Source organism: Bradyrhizobium sp. P5_C11_2, assembly GCF_054049755.1.
This window is the reverse complement of record NZ_JBFULT010000080.1, coordinates 1-18,239: the sequence shown is the minus strand read 5'-3', so window position 1 is coordinate 18,239 and position 18,239 is coordinate 1. Positions and strand designations below refer to the sequence as shown.

Annotated in this window: 21 protein-coding genes and 1 tRNA gene; 12 read left to right on the top strand and 10 right to left on the bottom strand. The window is 64.8% G+C overall.

The window, feature by feature from the left end:
* On the top strand, positions 1-915 hold a 915-nt coding region (locus ACXJL8_RS11215; protein ID WP_456684992.1), incomplete at its 5' end, for a hypothetical protein.
* A gap of 198 nt (positions 916-1,113) precedes the next feature.
* Here the strand turns inward: ACXJL8_RS11215 and ACXJL8_RS11210 are convergent.
* Positions 1,114-1,200 (bottom strand) — tRNA-Leu (locus tag ACXJL8_RS11210).
* A 151-nt stretch (positions 1,201-1,351) separates the two neighbouring features.
* Here ACXJL8_RS11210 and ACXJL8_RS11205 point away from each other — a divergent pair.
* Complete coding sequence (locus tag ACXJL8_RS11205; protein WP_456623201.1) at positions 1,352-2,317, top strand: complex I NDUFA9 subunit family protein; 966 nt, start codon at positions 1,352-1,354, stop codon at positions 2,315-2,317.
* A gap of 83 nt (positions 2,318-2,400) precedes the next feature.
* Here ACXJL8_RS11205 and ACXJL8_RS11200 read toward each other — a convergent pair whose 3' ends face one another.
* The 3 genes from ACXJL8_RS11200 to ACXJL8_RS11190 form a co-directional block, all read right to left on the bottom strand.
* Positions 2,401-3,141 carry an SDR family oxidoreductase gene (locus tag ACXJL8_RS11200; protein WP_456623200.1) on the bottom strand — a complete coding sequence of 247 codons (741 nt, stop codon included), beginning with the start codon at positions 3,139-3,141 and terminating at the stop codon, positions 2,401-2,403.
* A complete protein-coding gene (locus ACXJL8_RS11195) occupies positions 3,138-4,469 on the bottom strand; it encodes an FAD-binding protein (protein WP_456623199.1) in 1,332 nt (443 codons plus the stop codon). The genes ACXJL8_RS11200 and ACXJL8_RS11195 overlap by 4 nt, the downstream gene beginning before the upstream one ends.
* A 192-nt stretch (positions 4,470-4,661) precedes the next feature.
* Positions 4,662-5,468, bottom strand: coding sequence for an undecaprenyl-diphosphate phosphatase (locus ACXJL8_RS11190; protein ID WP_456684991.1), 807 nt, complete (start codon positions 5,466-5,468; stop codon positions 4,662-4,664).
* 169 nt (positions 5,469-5,637) lie between these two features.
* On the opposite strand from ACXJL8_RS11190, the gene ACXJL8_RS11185 reads away from it, so the two are divergent.
* The 3 genes from ACXJL8_RS11185 (at position 5,638) to ACXJL8_RS11175 (ending at position 8,436) form a co-directional block, all read left to right on the top strand.
* Positions 5,638-6,330 carry a glutathione S-transferase family protein gene (locus tag ACXJL8_RS11185; RefSeq protein ID WP_456623197.1) on the top strand — a complete coding sequence of 231 codons (693 nt, stop codon included), beginning with the start codon at positions 5,638-5,640 and terminating at the stop codon, positions 6,328-6,330.
* A complete protein-coding gene (gene queG / locus ACXJL8_RS11180; RefSeq protein WP_456623196.1) occupies positions 6,279-7,454 on the top strand; it encodes a tRNA epoxyqueuosine(34) reductase QueG in 1,176 nt (391 codons plus the stop codon). The genes ACXJL8_RS11185 and queG overlap by 52 nt, the downstream gene beginning before the upstream one ends.
* Before the next feature lie 184 nt (positions 7,455-7,638).
* Positions 7,639-8,436, top strand: coding sequence for an acyl-CoA thioesterase domain-containing protein (locus ACXJL8_RS11175; protein WP_456684990.1), 798 nt, complete (start codon positions 7,639-7,641; stop codon positions 8,434-8,436).
* Between the two features lie 132 nt (positions 8,437-8,568).
* Here the strand turns inward: ACXJL8_RS11175 and ACXJL8_RS11170 are convergent, their stop codons facing one another.
* From ACXJL8_RS11170 to ACXJL8_RS11160, 3 genes are all read right to left on the bottom strand, one after another.
* Entirely contained in the window at positions 8,569-9,036 is a 468-nt protein-coding gene (locus ACXJL8_RS11170; protein ID WP_456623194.1) for a nuclear transport factor 2 family protein, read from the bottom strand.
* A gap of 182 nt (positions 9,037-9,218) precedes the next feature.
* Positions 9,219-10,019 (bottom strand): alpha/beta hydrolase, encoded by an 801-nt coding sequence (locus tag ACXJL8_RS11165; RefSeq protein ID WP_456623193.1) that lies wholly within the window; start codon positions 10,017-10,019, stop codon positions 9,219-9,221.
* Positions 10,020-10,026: 7 nt separating this feature from the next.
* Positions 10,027-10,233 (bottom strand): hypothetical protein, encoded by a 207-nt coding sequence (locus ACXJL8_RS11160; RefSeq protein ID WP_456623192.1) that lies wholly within the window; start codon positions 10,231-10,233, stop codon positions 10,027-10,029.
* Positions 10,234-10,285: 52 nt separating this feature from the next.
* Here ACXJL8_RS11160 and infC point away from each other — a divergent pair, with 52 nt between their 5' ends.
* Positions 10,286-10,825, top strand: a complete 540-nt coding sequence (gene infC, locus ACXJL8_RS11155) for a translation initiation factor IF-3 (RefSeq protein ID WP_456623204.1) — start codon at positions 10,286-10,288, stop codon at positions 10,823-10,825.
* Positions 10,826-11,074: 249 nt separating this feature from the next.
* Here the strand turns inward: infC and ACXJL8_RS11150 are convergent, their stop codons facing one another.
* Entirely contained in the window at positions 11,075-11,464 is a 390-nt protein-coding gene (locus tag ACXJL8_RS11150) for a hypothetical protein (protein ID WP_456623191.1), read from the bottom strand.
* A 263-nt stretch (positions 11,465-11,727) separates the two neighbouring features.
* Here ACXJL8_RS11150 and rpmI point away from each other — a divergent pair, with 263 nt between their 5' ends.
* Complete coding sequence (rpmI, locus tag ACXJL8_RS11145; protein WP_008539890.1) at positions 11,728-11,928, top strand: 50S ribosomal protein L35; 201 nt, start codon at positions 11,728-11,730, stop codon at positions 11,926-11,928.
* 80 nt (positions 11,929-12,008) lie between these two features.
* Positions 12,009-12,368, top strand: coding sequence for a 50S ribosomal protein L20 (gene rplT, locus ACXJL8_RS11140; RefSeq protein WP_456623190.1), 360 nt, complete (start codon positions 12,009-12,011; stop codon positions 12,366-12,368).
* A 32-nt stretch (positions 12,369-12,400) separates the two neighbouring features.
* Here the strand turns inward: rplT and ACXJL8_RS11135 are convergent, their stop codons facing one another.
* Complete coding sequence (locus ACXJL8_RS11135; RefSeq protein ID WP_456623189.1) at positions 12,401-12,811, bottom strand: hypothetical protein; 411 nt, start codon at positions 12,809-12,811, stop codon at positions 12,401-12,403.
* 138 nt (positions 12,812-12,949) lie between these two features.
* Here ACXJL8_RS11135 and pheS point away from each other — a divergent pair, with 138 nt between their 5' ends.
* From pheS to ACXJL8_RS11115, 4 genes are read left to right on the top strand one after another with little or no spacing between them, the layout of a single operon-like run.
* A complete protein-coding gene (gene pheS / locus ACXJL8_RS11130; protein WP_456623188.1) occupies positions 12,950-14,032 on the top strand; it encodes a phenylalanine--tRNA ligase subunit alpha in 1,083 nt (360 codons plus the stop codon).
* Positions 14,033-14,034: 2 nt separating this feature from the next.
* Positions 14,035-14,424, top strand: a complete 390-nt coding sequence (locus ACXJL8_RS11125; RefSeq protein WP_456623203.1) for an ASCH domain-containing protein — start codon at positions 14,035-14,037, stop codon at positions 14,422-14,424.
* A 9-nt stretch (positions 14,425-14,433) separates the two neighbouring features.
* Positions 14,434-16,842 (top strand): phenylalanine--tRNA ligase subunit beta, encoded by a 2,409-nt coding sequence (gene pheT / locus ACXJL8_RS11120; protein WP_456623187.1) that lies wholly within the window; start codon positions 14,434-14,436, stop codon positions 16,840-16,842.
* A 56-nt stretch (positions 16,843-16,898) separates the two neighbouring features.
* Complete coding sequence (locus tag ACXJL8_RS11115; protein WP_456684989.1) at positions 16,899-17,669, top strand: sulfite exporter TauE/SafE family protein; 771 nt, start codon at positions 16,899-16,901, stop codon at positions 17,667-17,669.
* Positions 17,670-17,827: 158 nt separating this feature from the next.
* On the opposite strand, the gene ACXJL8_RS11110 is transcribed toward ACXJL8_RS11115, so the two are convergent.
* A partial coding sequence (locus ACXJL8_RS11110) for an FAD-dependent oxidoreductase (RefSeq protein ID WP_456684988.1) occupies positions 17,828-18,239 on the bottom strand: 412 nt, incomplete at its 5' end.

The window sequence follows — 18,239 nt, the reverse complement described above, 5'->3', positions numbered from 1 at the left end:
ATAGAGCGGCTCCGAAAGAGAAAGGAGCACGTTCTAGCTATCATTGAAGGCATTGAGGAACTGTACAATGATCCGTTTGCGGGTCACATGCCGAAAAATCTGAGAGGATTGCTTGTTGATCTTCCGCAGAGATTGAAGGGCGAGCCGGGGCGACCTATTGGACTCATCGTGTTTTCGCGCCGAGACAGCGTTGATGCGGCAGTTACCCAGAATCGCGCTCAGTTCAGAATCACCTACAGAGACTTTGAGCTGTCTTGGAGCGATAGCGATGTACTTGAACTTGCTGCTTGGATTGCTACTCAAGCTGGTAGTCTAGCAATCTGGAATGAAAATTTTCGGCAGCTTACCCAAGCCGAGCGCGAGAAAGAGCTTGAGCCGTTATGGGGACGGAAATTGGGGCCGGATGATCGCCCAGGTAAACGAACGGCCGAAGCGTACACCGCACCGTGGGTGCTCGCTGCCCTCTCGGACTTGCAGGGACGCTTGGTTGCACGTGATCTTGTGCGATTTTTAGCCGATGCCGCTAGCCATAAACCCACAGACGCGGAGGATACGCAGTACAGCAACCGGCTTCTTGTTCCTCGCGCACTAAAGAGCGCAATTAAGCCGACCAGCATTGCAAAGGTTAGGGAAACGGTTGAAGAAATTCGTGATCTCAAAGCGGTTTTTCAGAAATTCAGCAAGAAGGACGTTCGCGCTCCGATCGACGAAGCCGCTATCAAGTCGCTAAATCTCAAGAGTGGCGACATCACACTCCTCCGCCGGCACGGAATCTTGTTTGGCGAAGCGCCGCCGTACGAAGTGCCAGAGCTTTTTCGAATGGGCCTGAATCTGAAGCACACCGGAGCGCGGCACAGCGTCATAAATCTTCGCCGCAAATCACGACAACGGCTTGGGCTGCAGAGCTCCACTTAAGCATCCGGTGGATTAGAGACGTCAAGTTGGCGTCAATTCTCTCTGGAGCTTCTGCGCTATTGCGACTCAGCGCGCACGAACAACATTTGCTTTTGAGGCTACTAAACGGCGGCAAAGAACGTTCGGACCGTGACGTATCCAACAATAACAGGCCAAATTTAAATAAGTGAGAAATTACAATCGCTTACTGAGGAAAGATGGTGCCCAGGAAAGGACTCGAACCTTCACGGCCGTTAAGCCACTGGCACCTGAAGCCAGCGCGTCTACCAATTCCACCACCTGGGCATGCCGTTGGGGGCACGGAGGCGGTTACTACGGATCGGTGACGCGGTTGTCAATTCATGCTTGAACCGCGCCCGGGGTTGCCGATTGCGCATCGCAAAACGGCCCGATACAAGCCTCCCTCAGATCTACTCTTCCCGCAGGATTGGACCCCATGGCATCGAATCTGGAAACTCTCGTCACGGTTTTCGGCGGATCGGGGTTTTTGGGCCGGAATGTCGTCCGCGCGCTGTGCAAGCGCGATTACCGGGTCCGGGTGGCGGTTCGGCGGCCGGAACTGGCCGGATTCCTCCAGCCCTCGGGCAAGGTCGGGCAGGTCCACACCATCCAGGCGAATCTGCGCTACCCGGCGTCGGTCGAGGCGGCGGTGCGTGATTCGGATGTTGTGATCAATCTGGTCGGCATCCTCGCCGAGAGCGGCGCGCAGAGCTTTGACGCCGTCCAGGCCAAGGGCGCCGAGACGGTCGCCAAGGCGGCGGCCGCCGTGGGCGCCCGGATGGTGCATGTCTCGGCGATCGGCGCCGACGCGGAGTCGCCCTCGCGCTATGCCAAGGCCAAGGCGGCCGGCGAGGCGGCGGTGATGGCGGCGGTGCCGTCGGCCACGATCTTCCGCCCGTCGGTGGTGTTCGGGCCCGAGGACCAGTTCACCAACCGCTTTGCCGCGCTCGCCAGGATGTCGCCGGTGCTGCCGCTGGTCGGCGCGGACACCAAGATGCAGCCGGTCTATGTCGGCGACGTCGCCACTGCGATTGCGGATGCGGTCGATGGCAAGGCCAAGGCAGGCGCGACCTACGAGCTCGGCGGGCCGGAGGTGCTGACCATGCGCGAGATCATCGAGGCCATTCTGGCCATCACCGCTCGCAAGCCGATGCTGGTGCCGCTGTCGTTCGGGCTCGCCCGCTTCCAGGCCAACTTCCTGCAATTCGCGCCGAGCGCATTCAAGCTGACGCCGGACCAGGTCACGATGCTCGAGCGCGACAACATCGTCTCGGATGCGGCGAAGGCCGCAGGCCTGACGCTGGAAGGCCTCGGCATCGCCGCCGATTCGCTGGAGGCGATCGCCCCGCAATATCTCTGGCGTTTTCGCGCCGCCGGCCAGTTCCAGCGCATGAGCGTGTGAGGCTCTTTCTTCACCTCTCCCCGTAAGAACGGGGCGAGGGGGCGCACCGCCGCTGCGGCGAGCACTCGCGCGTCACACGACTTTCAAAACTTCAGCTTCTTGAACACCGCCTCCGGCAGCGTCTTGATGATCAGCATCACGAGCCGCCATTTGCCGCTGACATAGACGACGTCGGTCTTGTTCTCGACGGCCTGAAGGATCGCATCGCCCACCACGGGTGCTTCGACGGTGAGCGGGCCGATCAGCTTCATGCCTTCCGTCATTTTCGTGCGGACGAAGCCGGGTTTCACGGTGACGACGTGCACGCCCTTGCTGCTGGCGCGGGCGCGCAGGCCGGACAGGAACGCGGAGAAGCCGGCCTTGGCCGAGCCGTAGACATAGTTCGAGGCACGGCCGCGATCGCCGGCAACGGATGACACGCCGACGAGCGTGCCGCTGCCGCGCGCCAAAAACTTTTCGGCGAACAGGCCGAGGATCAGCGACGGCCCTTCGTAGTTGGAGCGCATGATCGTCGTGGCGTGCGCGAGATCGCTCTCGGCGTTCTCCTGCACGCCCAGCAGGCCGACGATCGAGATGACGACATCGGGCAATGCGGGGAGACCGCCGACGAAGCCGTCGAACGACGCGGTGTCGAGCACGTCGAATGTCCACGTGCTGCTTGTGACAGCGTAGCGCGCGCGCAGGTCGGCGGCGTCAGGCTCAAGCGCGGCGACGTCGCGACCCGCGAGGGCGACATCGTATCCCGCCTTGGCAAAGGCACGCGCCGCGGCGCGTCCGATATCGGAGGAGCCACCCAGCACCAACACAGTCTTGCGCGACGTCACGGCTGCACCTCATCAAACAGGCGTTGTGAAAGTTTCGACCGGATGTTGCCCGCGGGATCGAGCGACTTTCGGATCGCGTTGAACCGTTGCAGGGCGGGATAGCCCGCCTCGAAGGTCGCGCGTGACTGGCGCGCATCCTTGGCGAGATAGAGCCTGCCGCCGGCGGCGACGACCAGGCGGTCGATCTCGTCGAGGAAATTCAGGATGTCGCCCTTCACCGGGAAATCCAGCGCCAGCGTGTAGCCGGGCAGCGGAAACGACAGAATGCCGTCGCCCTGGCCGAGCTTCTTCAGCACCGCGAGGAAGGAGGCGTCACCGCGCCTTGCGACGCGGCCGAGGATCTCGCCGAGCACGTCGCGCGCGCCTGGCTCCGGGATCACGCATTGATGCTGGAGGAAGCCGCGCTTTCCATAGATGCGATTCCAGCCACCGATGCTGTCGAGCGGGAAGAAATAGGGGAAGATCGAAACCACATGGCTGCCGCCGGCGCGCCGCGCACCCATGCGGTAATAGAGCTCGTTGAAGGCGCGGACGCTGTAGCGGTTCAGCGTCATCGACGGCAAGTCGATGGGGATGGAGAGCCCGGGATCCCTGCCGGCCGGAAACCGATCGGCGCCGTCGGCAAGCTGGTCCGCGCCGGCGTGCTCGCCGAGATAGATCAGCGAGCGGCCGAGGTTGCTGCCGGCCGCCGCGCAATCGATCCACGCCACCGAATAGGTCGCGGAATCGCTCGCCTCGAGCGCGCGCATCGCGGCATCGAGATCGGCCGCGGAAATCACCCGCTCGCGGATCCAGCCGGTTTCGACGGTGCGCAGCCGGATCGTCGCCTCCAGGATGATTCCGGTCAGGCCCATGCCGCCGATGGTCGCAAGGAAGGCATCGGCATGGTGCTCGCGCGAGGCCTCGATGGTCTCGCCCTGCCCGGTGCGCAGCAGGATGCTCTCGACATAGCGGCCGAAGCCGCCCTCGCAATGATGGTTCTTGCCGTGCACGTCGGCGGCAATGGCGCCGCCCACCGAGACGAAGCGCGTGCCGGGCACGACGAAGGGCAGGAAGCCGCGCGGACCAAAAGTGTCGATCAGGTCCGACAGCAGCACGCCGGCTTCGAGGCGGATGCGGCCGGTCGCCGGATCGAACGACCTGACCCGGTCGAACCCGGTCATCGCCACGGTCCGGCTGGCGCCGATCGCGGCATCGCCATAGGCGCGGCCATTGCCGCGCGCCGCCGAGCCGGTCACCACGGCTTCGCCCACGGCCTCGAACGACCGCGGACGCAGCACATCGCTATCGACGACCGGGAAACGCCCCCAGCCGCTGACGAGGGTCATGGTTCAGCTCCTGTGCGAGGTGCGCGCCTTGCGTTGGAAACTGCCTACCGGTCAAAAGCTTATATTGCGTTGAGAACGCCGGTCTAACCGGGCGGCGTAGCCCGGATGAAGCGCAGCGTAATCCGGGGCCGTCAGCGCTTGTGGCACGATCCCGGATTGCGCTGCGCTCCATCCGGGCTACGGGCCATAAAGTTAACGGCCGAGCGCCAGCGCGATCAGGCCGAGCGTTCCGACGATGACGCGCCACCAGGCGAACACCACGAAGCCGTGGCGGGTGACGTATTCCAGGAAGGTCTTCAMCACGATGATCGCGGTGATGAACGACACCACGAAGCCGATCGCGACGACGCCCATGTGGTCCATCGTCATCTCGGAGCGGTTCTTGTAGAAGTCGTAGGCGAACGCGCCGATCATGGTGGGGATGGCGAGGAAGAACGAGAACTCCGCCGCCGCGCGCTTGTCGGCCCCCAGGAACATCGCGGCGACGATGCTGGCGCCGGAGCGCGACACGCCCGGGATCATCGCTATGCACTGCGCGATGCCGATATAGAGATACATCAGCAGCGGAAACCGGGTGGCGTCATGCTCGCGCGCCTTGAGATCGAGCCGATCGACCCACAACAGGATGGCGCCGCCGACGATCAGCGAGAAGCACACCACCCACGGATTGAACAGCATGCTCTTGATGTATTTGCCGGCGACCAGGCCGACGATGACCGCGGGCAGGAACGCCACCAGCACGCCGATCACGAAGCGGCGCGCATAGGCGTCGCCGGCGAACATGCCGATCGCGACATCCCACAATTTCTTGAAGTACAGCACGACGATCGCAAGGATCGCGCCGAGCTGGATCAGAACCGTAAACGAATCCCAGAAGGCACCCTCGCCGAGGCCAAAAAAGCGTTCCGCGAGCAGCAGGTGGCCGGTCGAGGAAACGGGAAGGAACTCGGTCACACCCTCGATGATCCCGAGGATCACTGCCCGTATTTCATCTGACATATTTACGGTCCATTTCGGCTGGAAAAGCGGGGCTCTTCTCGCCCATTCGCCTCTTTGCTGCAATCGCAAAATGCGCCATCACGGCCTTGCCTCGCGGTTTTGAAGGACTAGTGTGGCGCCGAACAAACATTGATGGATTCTTAAGCACCACCCAATAATCAAAGGCTGCATGTTTACGCTGTTTCATCATCCGTTCTGTCCGCATTCGCGTTTCATCCGCCTGATCGCGGGCGAATACGGGCTCGAGCTGCGCCTCGTCGAGGAGCGCAGCTGGGAGCGGCGCGAGGCATTTCTCTTGCTCAATGCCGCGGGCACCACGCCGGTCCTGGTGGACGAGGAACAGCCGCCGATACCGGGCGCCGCCATCATCGCGGAGTATCTCGACGAGGCCTATGGCGCCGAGATGGGGCCCAAGCGGCTGATGCCGGAGACGGTCACCGAGCGCGTCGAGGTGCGCCGGCTGATGGCCTGGTTCAACGAAAAGTTCTTCGAGGAAGTTTCACACCCTCTCGTCACCGAACGCATCTACAAGCGCTTCATGAACGAGGAGGACGGCGGCGGCGCGCCCTCGGCCGACGTGATGCGCGCGGCAAAAGCCAATGTGCGCTATCATCTGGCCTATATCGGCTGGCTGGCGCAGACCCGTAACTTCCTCGCCGGCGACCGGCTCTCCTACGCGGATCTCGCCGCCGCGGCGCATCTTTCGGCGATCGACTATCTGGGCGACGTGCCATGGAGCGAGGACGACGCAGCAAAGGCGTGGTACGCGCGGGTGAAATCCCGCCCGTCGTTCCGTCCGCTGCTGAGCGAATGGCTGGCCGGCGTGCCGGCGTCGCGGACCTATGTGGACCTGGATTTCTGAACCCCGATCCGGCTGAATTGAAGGCGGCGCTCGCGCGCGAGGCGCAGACGCTCGGCTTCGACTGCATCGGTATCACCGAGCCCGGCGCCATCGAAGACGCCGGAAGGCATTTTCTCGAATTCATCGCCTCCGGCGGCCATGGCGACATGGACTGGCTCGCCGCGCAGCCGGAGCGCCGCGTCGATCCGCGCGGGCTGTGGCGGGACGTGCGCTCCGTGATCATGCTCGGCGTCAATTACGGCCCCGACCAGGATCCGCTGGCGATCCTGCAACAGCGCACGCGCGCGGCGATCTCGGTCTATGCGCAGGGCGACGACTATCACGACCTGATCAAGAAGCGGCTGAAGGCCTTGGCGCGCTGGCTGGTTGCGACCGCACCGTCGGAAGTGAAGGTGTTCGTCGACACCGCGGCGGTGATGGAGAAGCCCTTGGCGCAGGCCGCGCATCTCGGCTGGCAAGGCAAGCACACCAACCTCGTCTCGCGCGAGTTCGGCTCGTGGCTGTTTCTCGGCGCGATCTACACCACGCTCGAATTGCCGCGCGACGACGCCGAGATCGATCATTGCGGCTCGTGCCGGGCGTGTCTCGACATCTGCCCGACCGCGGCATTTCCCGCGCCCTACAAGCTCGATGCGCGGCGCTGCATCTCGTACCTCACCATCGAGAACAAGGGACCGATCCCGCAAGAGTTTCGCAAAGCCATCGGCAACCGCATCTATGGCTGCGACGACTGCCTCGCCGCCTGCCCCTGGAACAAGTTCGCGCAAGAGGGCCGCGAGGCAAAACTCGCGGCGCGTGACGCGTTGCGTGCGCCTGGTCTTGCCGAGCTCGCACGGCTCGATGACGCCGCGTTTCGCGCCCTGTTCACGAAGTCGCCGGTCAAGCGCATCGGCCGCGACCGCTTCTTGCGCAATGTGCTGATCGCGATCGGCAACTCCGGCGATGCGGCGCTGGCCGAGGCGGCGCGGCGATTGCTGGATGATGCGAGCCCGCTGGTTCGCGGGGCGGCGGTGTGGGCGCTGGGGCAGCTGGTGCGGAGTGAGGAATTTGCGGCGATGAAGCTGGATATGCTCAAGCGCGAATTGGATGATGCCGTGCGTGAGGAATGGGACCTCGCCTCCTGACCCTCACTGTCATGCCCCGCGAAGGCGGGGCATCCAGTACGCCGCGGCCTTTCGATTCAATCACCGCCGTCTTTGGAATACTGGATCGCCCGCCTGCGCGGGCGATGACACCTGTTGTTGCGGTCGGCTTACGCGCATACACCCACACTTGATTTCCCCGCGCGTTCCCGCAAAGTCGCGCATCATGACAAACACGCCTTTCTTCACCCGCGACGGCGATACATTCCATCCGACGGAAGCCGCCAACGGTCCCTGGGATCCGAAATCGCTGCACGGACGCGTCATCGTCGGCCTCGTCGGCTGCGCCATCGAGGAGCGTCATTCCGGTCCTGAATTCGTGCCGGCGCGCCTCACCGTCGACATGTTCCGGCTGCCGACCATCGACAAGCCGATCGAGGTGACGACGCGGCTGGTGCGCGACGGTCTGCGCATCCGCGTGGTCGAGGCGGAGTTTGTTTCCGGCGGCGTCAGCATGGCGCGCGCCTCCTGCCAGCTGTTGCGCCGGACGCAGAATTCCGACGGCAATGTCTGGTCGCCGCCGAACTGGGACGTGCCGAAGCCGGCTGATATTCCGCCGCCGACCGATCCGCGGCTCGGCATGCACGGCAAATGGACGACGCGGCCGATCGTCGGCCATATGGGTTCGCTCGGCCCGCGCCGGCTCTGGATGAGCGAGGTGCGCGAGCTCGTCGCGGGCGTGCCGATGACACCGTTCGTGCATGTCGCCACCGGCGCCGATTTCGCAAGCCCCTTTGCCAATGCCGGCGACAAGGGGCTCGGCTACATCAACAGCGACGTGACGATCTATCTGCACCGGCTGCCGGTGACGAACTGGATCGGCTTCGAGGTGGTGAACCATCACRCCACCGACGGTGTCGCGATCGGCGAATGCTGGCTCTACGACGAGCAGGGCGCGATCGGCACCGCGACGGTGGCCGCGCTGGCGCAGCGCAAGCCGATGGCGAATCCGTCGAAGCGGTAGGGACGCCCTCGTCGTCATTCCGGGGCGCGACGAAGTCGCGAGCCCGGAATCCATAGCCACGATCGGGAGTATGGATTCCGGGCTCGCGCCAAGAGGCGCGCCCCGGAATGACGAGAGGAGAGAGCCGTGCGCCTACCCCAGATGCCGCTTCATCTCCGGCCGCGCTTTCAGTTCGGCGCCCTGCTTTCCGACGATCTTCGCAATCCGTTCCGGCGCGAACTTCAGGTCGACGAAGGCGGGTGCAGTGTTGGCGACCTCGCGATAGCTCGCGATCCTGGCGTCGCGGAGCGTCATGATCGCCACGCCCTCGAACATCGCCCGCGCGCCGTTCGCGTCCGACAGCGTCGAGCGGTAGCTGAACGTATAGCGCGCATAGAGCGTGGTGCCGTCGGACACGGGATCATGCATGTCCCAGCGGAAATCGCTCGCGGTGCGATAGAACCAGTCGTCGATCATCGCGGCGATTTTCACACGCCCTGCGAAGACGCCGTAGAACACGTCGTGATAGACGCCGTCTTCGGTGAAGAGATCCGCGAAGGCACGGCCGTTGCGCTGCTCGACGGCATCGCAGAAGGCGCGCAGCATGGCGGTGGCGGTCATTGGCGTGGCTCCTTCCCCGTTCTCCGTCATGCCCCGCCACCGGGTCTCGCCTTCGGCGAGCCCGATGACAGGCTCCGGCGAGGCATCCAGTACGCCGCGGCCCATCGGCTCAATCACGACCGCTGGTGGAATACTGGATCGTCCGCCTTCGCGGACGATGACACCGACTGTTTAGAGACACTTCACCCGAACTCCGCCACCGCGGCAAGCATGCGGGCGATGTCCTGCGGGCGCGACAGGCGATGGTCGCCGTCCTGGATCATGGTCAGCACGACGTCGTCGGCCGGCAGGCGGTGCGTCAGCGCGAAGGCGTGCTGCCACGGCACGTCCGGATCCTGCGCGCCTTGCAGGATGCGGACGGGGCAGCCGAGATCGATGGCGCTGCCGAGCACGAGGTGGTTGCGGCCCTCCTCGATCAGGTTCCGCGTGATCGGATAGGGCGAGCCGTCGCCGTATTCGGACGGTCTCAGCCAGAAGCCCTTGGTCTCGATCTCCTGCTTCACCGCGGGCGAAAATTTCTTCCACATCAGCTCTTCGGTGAAGTCGGGCGCCGGCGCGATCAGCACCAGGCCCGCCAGCGACGCCTTCGCTTGCTGTTCTCCCTGCCGCTTGCGGATTTCGCGTGCGAGCAGCAGCGCCATCCAGCCGCCCATGGAGGAGCCGATCACGACCTGCGGGCCGTCGCAGAGGCGCTCGAACACCGTCACGCTCTCCTCGAGCCAGCGCCCGATGGTTCCGTCGGCGAAATCGCCGCCGGATTCGCCGTGGCCGGAATAGTCGAACCGCACCGCGGCGCGGCCGTGCCCGCTGGCCCAGCCGTCGAGCGCCACCGCCTTGCTGCCCTGCATGTCCGACTTGAAGCCGCCGAGCCAGAACAGGCCGGGGCCGGTTCCGGCGCGGCTGCGCACCGCGATCTTGCGTGCCGAGGGGCCCTCGCCCATTTCGATGAAGTCGAGCACGGCTTCGGAAATCGCATTGGTCATGGAACGTTTACTCGGGCTGTGCGGTTTGAGGTGTCTTGGTTTGAGCTATTTTGGCCGCTTCGGCGGCATAATCGGCTATCAACCCTGTCCTTTTGGGGCGCTTGCGGAACCGGAGCAAGGTGTCTATGTCGAGCGGCGTGCCGATGGGCGTGACCAAAATGCCTCGCATTTGAGGGTTTTCGATCGCGGTACACGCGACTTGCTTGCCGGCCAACGCTTCTTCCTTCAAACTAGCCGCTTCCTTTCACAACTTTGGAGAACCACCCATTCGCCGTCCTAATAGAGCCCCGGCCCCTGCCAGCAAAGACGGGCCGCGCATCAATGATGATATCCGCAATGCGCAGATCCAGCTGATCGATCAGACCGGCGATAACAAGGGCACGGTCGAGACCGTCGTGGCCATCCGCATGGCCCAGGAAGCTGGCATGGATCTGGTCGAGATTTCGCCGAATGTCAGCCCTCCCGTCTGCAAGATCATGGACTACGGGAAGTACAAGTATTCCGCCCAGAAGAAAGCCGCCGAGGCCCGCAAGCGGCAGAAGACCGTCGAGATCAAGGAGATCAAGCTCCGCCCGATGATCGACGATCACGATTACGACGTGAAGATGCGCGCGATGCAGCGGTTCTTCGAAGAGGGCGACAAGGTCAAGATCACGCTGCGCTATCGCGGCCGCGAAATGGCGCACCAGGAAATCGGCACCAAGCTGCTGGACAAGATCAAAAGCGACGTCGCCGAACTCGCCAAGGTCGAGCAGGACGCCAGGTTCGAGGGCCGTCAGGTCGTCATGGTGCTGGCGCCACGCTGACGCCGGTTGTTCAAGTTTGAGAGTTCAACGGCCCGTCCGGATCTCCGGCGGGCCGTTTTGGTTTGTGCAGTTTGGCGGGAACATCGCTCGCGGCGAACTCGCTGCAACCTCTCCCGCTTGCGGGAGAGGTCGGCGCGAAGCGCCGGGTGAGGGCGCTCACCTCTTGGGGGGTCCTCGCTTGCGGAGACACCCTCTCCCCAACCCTCCCCCGCAGGCGGGGGAGGGAGCGCACCGTCGTCTTGGCGCCAGCTACGACCGCGTCGCCTGCCAGGTGCCCTGGCAGCGGTCGCCGGAGATGATGCCGTTCCAGGAGCCCGCGCCCACCGCACCGGCGAGCCGGCCGCCGCCACTGGCGTGGGAGGCGCCGACCGAGACATGGACCGCGACGGCGCCAGAGCGGTTGACCAGGCCCGAGACCCGGCCGCCGCCGGCGGATGACACCCGGCTGCCCGTCACGGTGAACGGAACACTGTAACCCGAGCTGCAATTGCCGCGGGTGGTGGCGAAGGTGACGTTCCAGACGCCGTCATAGCGACCGACACGGGCGTCGGCGGTCGAGGGGATGGCGGCTGCGGCGAGCACGGCAAAGAGCGCCAGGCGGCGCGGAAAGCGGACGGAGAAACACGGGAAATCGGCCATTTGGGTCCACCTCCGGGCAGGAAATGTGGGGCGATCTCGAATAGTCGGCAAGCCCGTTGCCGCGGTTCATCGTTGCCATTTGGCTCCTGCTCTGTCATAAGCCCAGCCTTCATCGCCCGGCTGATTTAAGGGCTGCCGCGGCGGTGTCCGTGCGGGTTTCGCGCTGGTTCGCAAAACCTGAGCACAATCAACGCTCTAACGAGCATTTTAGACGGCCAGCCGCCTTCACGGGCGGCATTCTGTTGTGGCCATAGGAGAGCAAAATGCCCAAGCTGAAGACCAAATCGGGCGCTAAAAAGCGCTTCAAGGTGACTGCCACCGGCAAAGTGATGCACGCCCAGCGCGGCAAGCGTCACGGCATGATCAAGCGGACGAAGAAGCAGATCCGTCAGCTCCGCGGCACCCGCGTGCTGTTCAAGACCGACGGCGACAACGTCAAGAAGTACTTCTTGCCGAACGCCTGATCGCGTCCACGATCACTGCCACCGAGCCGCGTTCCGCGCGGCAATCCGAAAACCAAAGTCATCTCTGAAGGATATTTGTCATGTCTCGCGTCAAACGCGGTGTGACCGCCCACGCCAAGCACAAGAAAGTCTACAAGGCCGCCAAGGGCTTCTACGGCCGCCGCAAGAACACCATCCGCGCCGCCAAGCCGGCCGTCGAGAAGGCCCAGCAGTACGCCTTCCGCGACCGCAAGCGCAAGAAGCGCACCTTCCGCGCGCTCTGGATCCAGCGCCTCAATGCGGCCGTGCGTCCGTTCGGCATGACCTACAGCCGATTTATCAACGGCCTCGCCAAGTCGGGCATCACGGTCGACCGCAAGGTGCTGTCGGATCTCGCGATCAACGAGCCCGCGTCGTTCCAGGCGATCGCCGAGAAGGCCAAGGCTGCGCTGGCTGCCTGAGAGGCCGCTCGCGCCGGCTGAGCAACGCAACGCTAACGGCCGGCTCCGCCGGCCTTCAGCGCTCTTCGCGAGTAGCGCTGGGCGACCTCCGCCCGGCAGAAGGCTGTGGCCGAGAGATACATCGTGCCGGACTTGTTCCGGTATTTCCGGTCGCAGACCCGCAACTCGCGCTGAAAGCTGAGCGTCTGCGGCGGCTTCAGGGCCTTGAGAAAATCGGCCTCGCACTTCTTCTCGACCGCTGCGCCGAATTGCACATCGCCGCTGGCACCGTACGCGCAGGCTTCGAACAGCTTCATGGCGCGGTCGCAGCCCGGCGCTGCGTCGAGGGCGGCGATGATGTCGTCCATCGAATTGGATTTGGCCGGGCATTCTTCGGTCGCGGCCTGCGCCGCACCCGCCAGAAGCGCCAGGGCCAGACCGGCCAGGCATGATCGCAGACGCATCGTCCTCTCCTTCGATTTCCCGTTGGTGCCAGCCATGCCAATACGGTTCAAGTCCCCGACGGTCTCCACGCTCTAGACGGCTTGACGTTCCGGCCCGGCTGCGGCCACAACCCGGCAGCCTTTTGAAAGGATCTGACCGTGTCCGACCTCGCCAGTCTCGTCCAATCCATCCTCGCGCAGATTACCGCCGCCGGCGACGAAGCCGCGCTCGAAGCCGTCCGTGTCGCCTCCCTCGGCAAGAAGGGCTCGATCTCGGCATTGCTCGCAACGCTGGGCAAGATGTCGCCGGACGAGCGCAAGACGCAAGGGGCCGCGATCAACCAGGCCAAGGACGAGGTCACCCAGGCGCTTGCTGCACGGCGCGACGTGCTGAAATCTGCGGCGCTCGATGCGCGGCTCGCCTCCGAGACCATCGACGTCACCCTGCCGCTGCGCGATGCGCCGGCAGAGGCCGGCCGCATCCATCCGCTGAGCCAGGTCTGGGACGAGCTCACGACGATCTTCGCCGACATGGGATTTTCGGTCGCCGAAGGTCCCGACATCGAGACCGACGACTACAATTTCACCAAGCTGAATTTCCCGATCGGCCATCCCGCGCGCGAGATGCACGACACCTTCTTCTTCCATCCGAAGGAGGACGGCTCGCGCATGCTGCTCAGAACCCACACCTCGCCGGTGCAGGTGCGCACCATGCTGAGCCAGAAGCCGCCGATCCGCGTGATCTGCCCGGGCCGCACCTATCGCATCGATTCGGACGCGACCCACACCCCGCAATTCCACCAGGTCGAAGGCCTCGTGATCGACAAGCACTCGCATCTCGGCCACCTCAAATGGATCCTGCACGAGTTCTGCAAGGCGTTCTTCGAGGTCGACCACATCAACATGCGCTTCCGGCCCTCGTTCTTCCCGTTCACCGAGCCGTCGCTGGAAGTCGACATCCAGTGCCGCCGCGACAAGGGCGAGATCCGCTTCGGCGAAGGCGAGGACTGGCTCGAGATTTTGGGCTGCGGCATGGTGCACCCGAACGTGCTGCGCGCCTGCGGCATCGATCCGGACGAGTACCAGGGTTTTGCCTGGGGCATGGGCATCGACCGCATCGCCATGCTGAAATACGGCATGAGCGATCTGCGCCAGCTGTTCGACAGCGACGTCCGCTGGCTGTCCCACTACGGCTTCAAGCCGCTGGAAGTCCCGACGCTCGCGGGGGGATTGAGCACGTGAACCTGAGCGCCGTCCCAGAGCAATATCGCGGCCTGCGGTCGTTCGCCTTCGGCGACGGCCCGGCGCTCGCCGACGAGTTGCTCGATCTCGTGATCCGGGGCGTCAAGACCGCGACATGCAGCACCGAGGACGAGCCCAACACCTCGACGCCGGGCGAACGCTGGATCGTGCTGGACGGACGCGGAGAGCCACGCTGCATCATCGAATCGACCGAGGTGAGCTATCGCCGCTTCGGCGAGGTCGATGCGGCCTTTGCCTTCGACGAAGGCGAAGGTGATCGCAGTCTCGACTACTGGCGCAACGCGCATCGCAACTATTTCAGTCGGCAAGGCAAGTTTCGCGAAGACATGATGCTGATGTGCGAACGCTTCCGCCTGGTCGAGGTTTTCTAGGAACGCAAAATGAAATTCACGCTCTCCTGGCTGAAAGATCATCTCGACACCGACGAGCCGCTGGACAAGCTCGCCGACAAGCTCACCATGATCGGGCTCGAGGTCGAGAACATCGAGGACAAGGCGAAGGCCCTGAAGCCGTTCACCATCGCGAAGGTGATCTCGGCCGAGCAGCATCCGAACGCGGAGCGGCTGCGCGTCTGCATGGTCGACACCGGCGACGGTGGCGCGCCGGTGCAGGTCGTGTGCGGCGCGCCGAACGCGCGCGCTGGCCTGGTCAGCGTGTTCTCGCCGCCCGGGACCTACATTCCCGGCAAGGACATCACGCTCGGTGTCGGCACCATCCGCGGCGTCGAGAGCCGCGGCATGCTGTGCTCGGCGGCTGAGCTTCAGATCTCCAACGACCATGATGGCATCATGGAATTGCCGGCGGACGCGCCGATCGGGGCTCCTTACGCCGAATGGGCCGCGCTCGGCGATCCCGTGATCGAGATCAATCTGACGCCGAACCGGCAGGACTGCACCGGCGTGCACGGCATCGCGCGCGATCTCGCCGCCGCCGACATGGGCAAGTTCAAGGATCCGACCATCAAGGCCGTGAAGGGTGAATTCCCCTGCCCGGTGAAGGTGACGGTCGAGGACGCCACGCTGTGCCCGGGCTTCGCGCTGCGCCTGGTGCGCGGCGTCAAGAACGGCCCGTCGCCGGAATGGCTGCAAAAGCGGCTGACCGCGATTGGCTTGCGTCCGATCAATGCGCTGGTCGACATCACCAATTTCATGACGTTCGATCGCGCCCGGCCGCTGCATGTGTTCGACGCCAGGAAGGTGAGGGGCAACCTCGTCGTGCGCCGCGCCCGCGACGGCGAGAGCCTGCTCGCGCTCGACGGCCGCACCTACAACCTCGATCCCAACATCTGCGTGATCGCGGATGAGCACGGCGTCGAATCGCTCGCCGGCATCATGGGCGGCGAAGCCTCGGGCTGCGACGAGAATACCACCGACGTGCTGATCGAATCGGCGCTGTGGAACGAGATCAACATCGCCCAGACCGGGCGCAAGCTCGGCATCAACTCGGATGCGCGCTACCGCTTCGAGCGCGGCGTCGACCCGGCCTTCATGGTGCCGGGGCTGGAGCTCGCGACCAGGCTGGTGATGGAGTTGTGCGGCGGCGCGCCGTCGGAGACTATCGTGGTCGGAAAGGCCTTTGGCGACGACCGCGTGATCGATTTCCCGGTCACCGAGGTCAAGCGGCTGTCCGGCATCGAGGTGCCGCAGCCGGAGATGAAGCGCATCCTGACCCATCTCGGCTTCATGATGGCGGGCCCGGGCCCGGTGGTGAAGGTCGCGGTGCCGTCCTGGCGCTCGGACGTGCACGGCAAGGCCGACATCGTCGAGGAGATCGTGCGCATCTTCGGTATCGACAAGGTACCGATGACGCCGTTCGAACGCGGCGAGGACGCGCGCAAATCCGTGCTGACGCCGATCCAGCTCCGCACCCGCCGCGCCAGGCGCGCGCTCGCGAGCCGCGGCATGATCGAGGCGGTGACGTGGTCGTTCATCGCGAAGCCTGCGGCCGAACTGTTCGGCGGCGGCCAGCGCGAGCTCGAAGTGGCCAATCCGATCGCGTCGGACCTGTCCGACATGCGCCCGACCCTGTTGGCCGGCCTGATCGCGGCCGCGCAGGCCAATGCCGATCGCGGCCTTGGCGATGTCGCGCTGTTCGAGGTCGGCCAGGTGTTCAAGGGCGATCGCCCGCAGGATCAGTTCATGGCAGCGAGCGGCATCCGCCGCGGCTTTGCCGCCTCGGAAGGTCTCGGACGGCACTGGTCGGGCTCGGCGGCCGCCGATGTGTTCGATGCCAAGGCCGATGCGCTCGCGGTGCTGGCTGCCGCCGGCGCGCCGATGCAGGCGCTGCAAATCGTGGCCGGCGGACCGGCCTGGCTGCATCCGGGCCGCTCCGGCACCATCCAGATCGGCCCGCAGAACGTGCTCGGCACGTTCGGCGAGATGCATCCGCGCGCGCTCGAGGCGCTCGGCGCCGACGGCCCGCTGATGGTGTTCGAGGTGATCCTCGACCGCATCCCCGAGGCGAAGAAGAAGCCGACGCGCGCCAAGCCCGCGATCGAGTTGTCGGCGTTCCAGCCGGTGTCGCGCGACTTCGCCTTCATCGTCGACCGTACCGTCAAGGCCGGCGACATCGTGCGCGCCGCGCAAGGCGTCGACAAGAAGCTGATCACCGGCGTGAACGTGTTCGACGTCTATGAGGGCAAGGGCATCGATGACGACAAGAAGTCTGTCGCGATCGCGGTGACGATCCAGCCGCGCGAGAAGACGCTAACCGACCAGGAGATCGAGGCCGTGGCCGCGAAAATCGTGGCCGAGGTGACGAAGAAGACCGGCGGCACGCTGAGGGCATGATGCCGAAAAGCGTGCAGCGGTTTCCGGATCACGTCATGCTCCAGAAACAATAGAGCATGACGCCTACTGACTTTCTCCCGAAGGACGTCAGCCTCACCATTGCGATGGCGCTCTGCGCCGTCGCTTTCATCTCGGGCGCCGCGCGCGGCTTCTCGGGCTTCGGCTCGGCGCTGATCTTCATGCCGCTGGCGAGCAGTATCGCGGCGCCGCGGCTGGTCGCAGCGCTGCTGCTCGTCATCGATTTCGTTGCGGCCGCGCCGCTCTTGCCGGATGCATGGCGGAAGGCGGACCGCAATGCCACTGCCGTGATCGTGCTGGGCGCGCTGGTCGGCGTGCCCGTCGGCACCTATTTCCTCAGCGTGCTCGAACCGGTCACCACGCGCTGGATCATCTCCTGCTTCGTCGCCGCGCTGYTGCTCTTGCTGCTGTCGGGCTGGCGCTATCGCGGCAAGGACCACGCCTGGCTCTCGGTCGGGATCGGCGGCCTCTCGGGCTTCTGTAGCGGGCTGGCGCAAACCGGCGGCCCGCCGATCGTCGGCTACTGGCTCGGCCGCCCGATCGCCCCGATCGTGGCGCGCGCCAACATCCTGCTGTTCTTCGGCGCGTCGGATTTCTTCTCGATGGTCMGCTACGCGACGACAGGCCTGATCTCACGCGAATCGCTGGTGCTGTCGCTGATCGTCGGCCCGGTCTACGCCATCGGCGTCGCGTTCGGTGCCTCGCTGTTCGGCCGCGCCAGCGAGACGGTGTTCCGCGGCATCTGCTATGTGCTGATTGCGATTGCGGTGATCGCCGGGCTGCCGCTGCTGGATGGGATTTTGCGATAACTCCCTCCGAGTCGTCCTGGCGAAAGCCAGGACCCATTACCCCGGTCAGCTTTTGTAGCGCGAGCTGATCACCACGAGTCTTCGCCAAACCACTCCCTGTGGTTATGGGTCCCGGCCTTCGCCGGGACGACAAGTGAGTTTGTCGCCGCTCAATTGCCCTACAGCCGCGGCGTCCGGCGCTTCTTCGTCGATTGCGTCGGCACATCGGCCGGCTCGTCCCTGAGTGCGCCGATCTTGCGGAGCGCGGCCTCCGCGGCGCGCTCGCCGCTTTCCCAGGCGCCGTCGACGGTGCCCCAAAGCGTGTCGTGCGCTGCCTCGCCCGCGAGGAACATGCAGCCGATCGGCTCGGCCAGAATTCTTCGCGAGAGCTGGCCGCCGGGCGAGGCCGCCGACATCGCGCCCATCACGAACGGCGAGGCGTTCCAGCGCGTGGCGCTGGTCTTCTGCACGGTCGCCGCCGCCTCGCTGCCGAACAGCTTTGTGATCCATTCCCTGGCGAAGGCGATCATGGCTTTTTCGCCCTGCTCCGAGAGATCGCGGCCGAACGAGCCGCCGACATCGATCGAGCAC

Coding starts and splice junctions, on each gene's coding strand:
- ACXJL8_RS11205 (WP_456623201.1), top strand. CDS start 1,352: ATGGCATCGAATCTGGAAACTCTCGTCACGGTTTTCGGCGGATCGGGG.
- ACXJL8_RS11195 (WP_456623199.1), bottom strand. CDS start 4,469: ATGACCCTCGTCAGCGGCTGGGGGCGTTTCCCGGTCGTCGATAGCGAT.
- ACXJL8_RS11185 (WP_456623197.1), top strand. CDS start 5,638: ATGTTTACGCTGTTTCATCATCCGTTCTGTCCGCATTCGCGTTTCATC.
- queG (WP_456623196.1), top strand. CDS start 6,279: ATGGCTGGCCGGCGTGCCGGCGTCGCGGACCTATGTGGACCTGGATTT.
- ACXJL8_RS11170 (WP_456623194.1), bottom strand. CDS start 9,036: ATGACCGCCACCGCCATGCTGCGCGCCTTCTGCGATGCCGTCGAGCAG.
- ACXJL8_RS11165 (WP_456623193.1), bottom strand. CDS start 10,019: ATGACCAATGCGATTTCCGAAGCCGTGCTCGACTTCATCGAAATGGGC.
- ACXJL8_RS11150 (WP_456623191.1), bottom strand. CDS start 11,464: ATGGCCGATTTCCCGTGTTTCTCCGTCCGCTTTCCGCGCCGCCTGGCG.
- rpmI (WP_008539890.1), top strand. CDS start 11,728: ATGCCCAAGCTGAAGACCAAATCGGGCGCTAAAAAGCGCTTCAAGGTG.
- rplT (WP_456623190.1), top strand. CDS start 12,009: ATGTCTCGCGTCAAACGCGGTGTGACCGCCCACGCCAAGCACAAGAAA.
- ACXJL8_RS11135 (WP_456623189.1), bottom strand. CDS start 12,811: ATGCGTCTGCGATCATGCCTGGCCGGTCTGGCCCTGGCGCTTCTGGCG.
- pheT (WP_456623187.1), top strand. CDS start 14,434: ATGAAATTCACGCTCTCCTGGCTGAAAGATCATCTCGACACCGACGAG.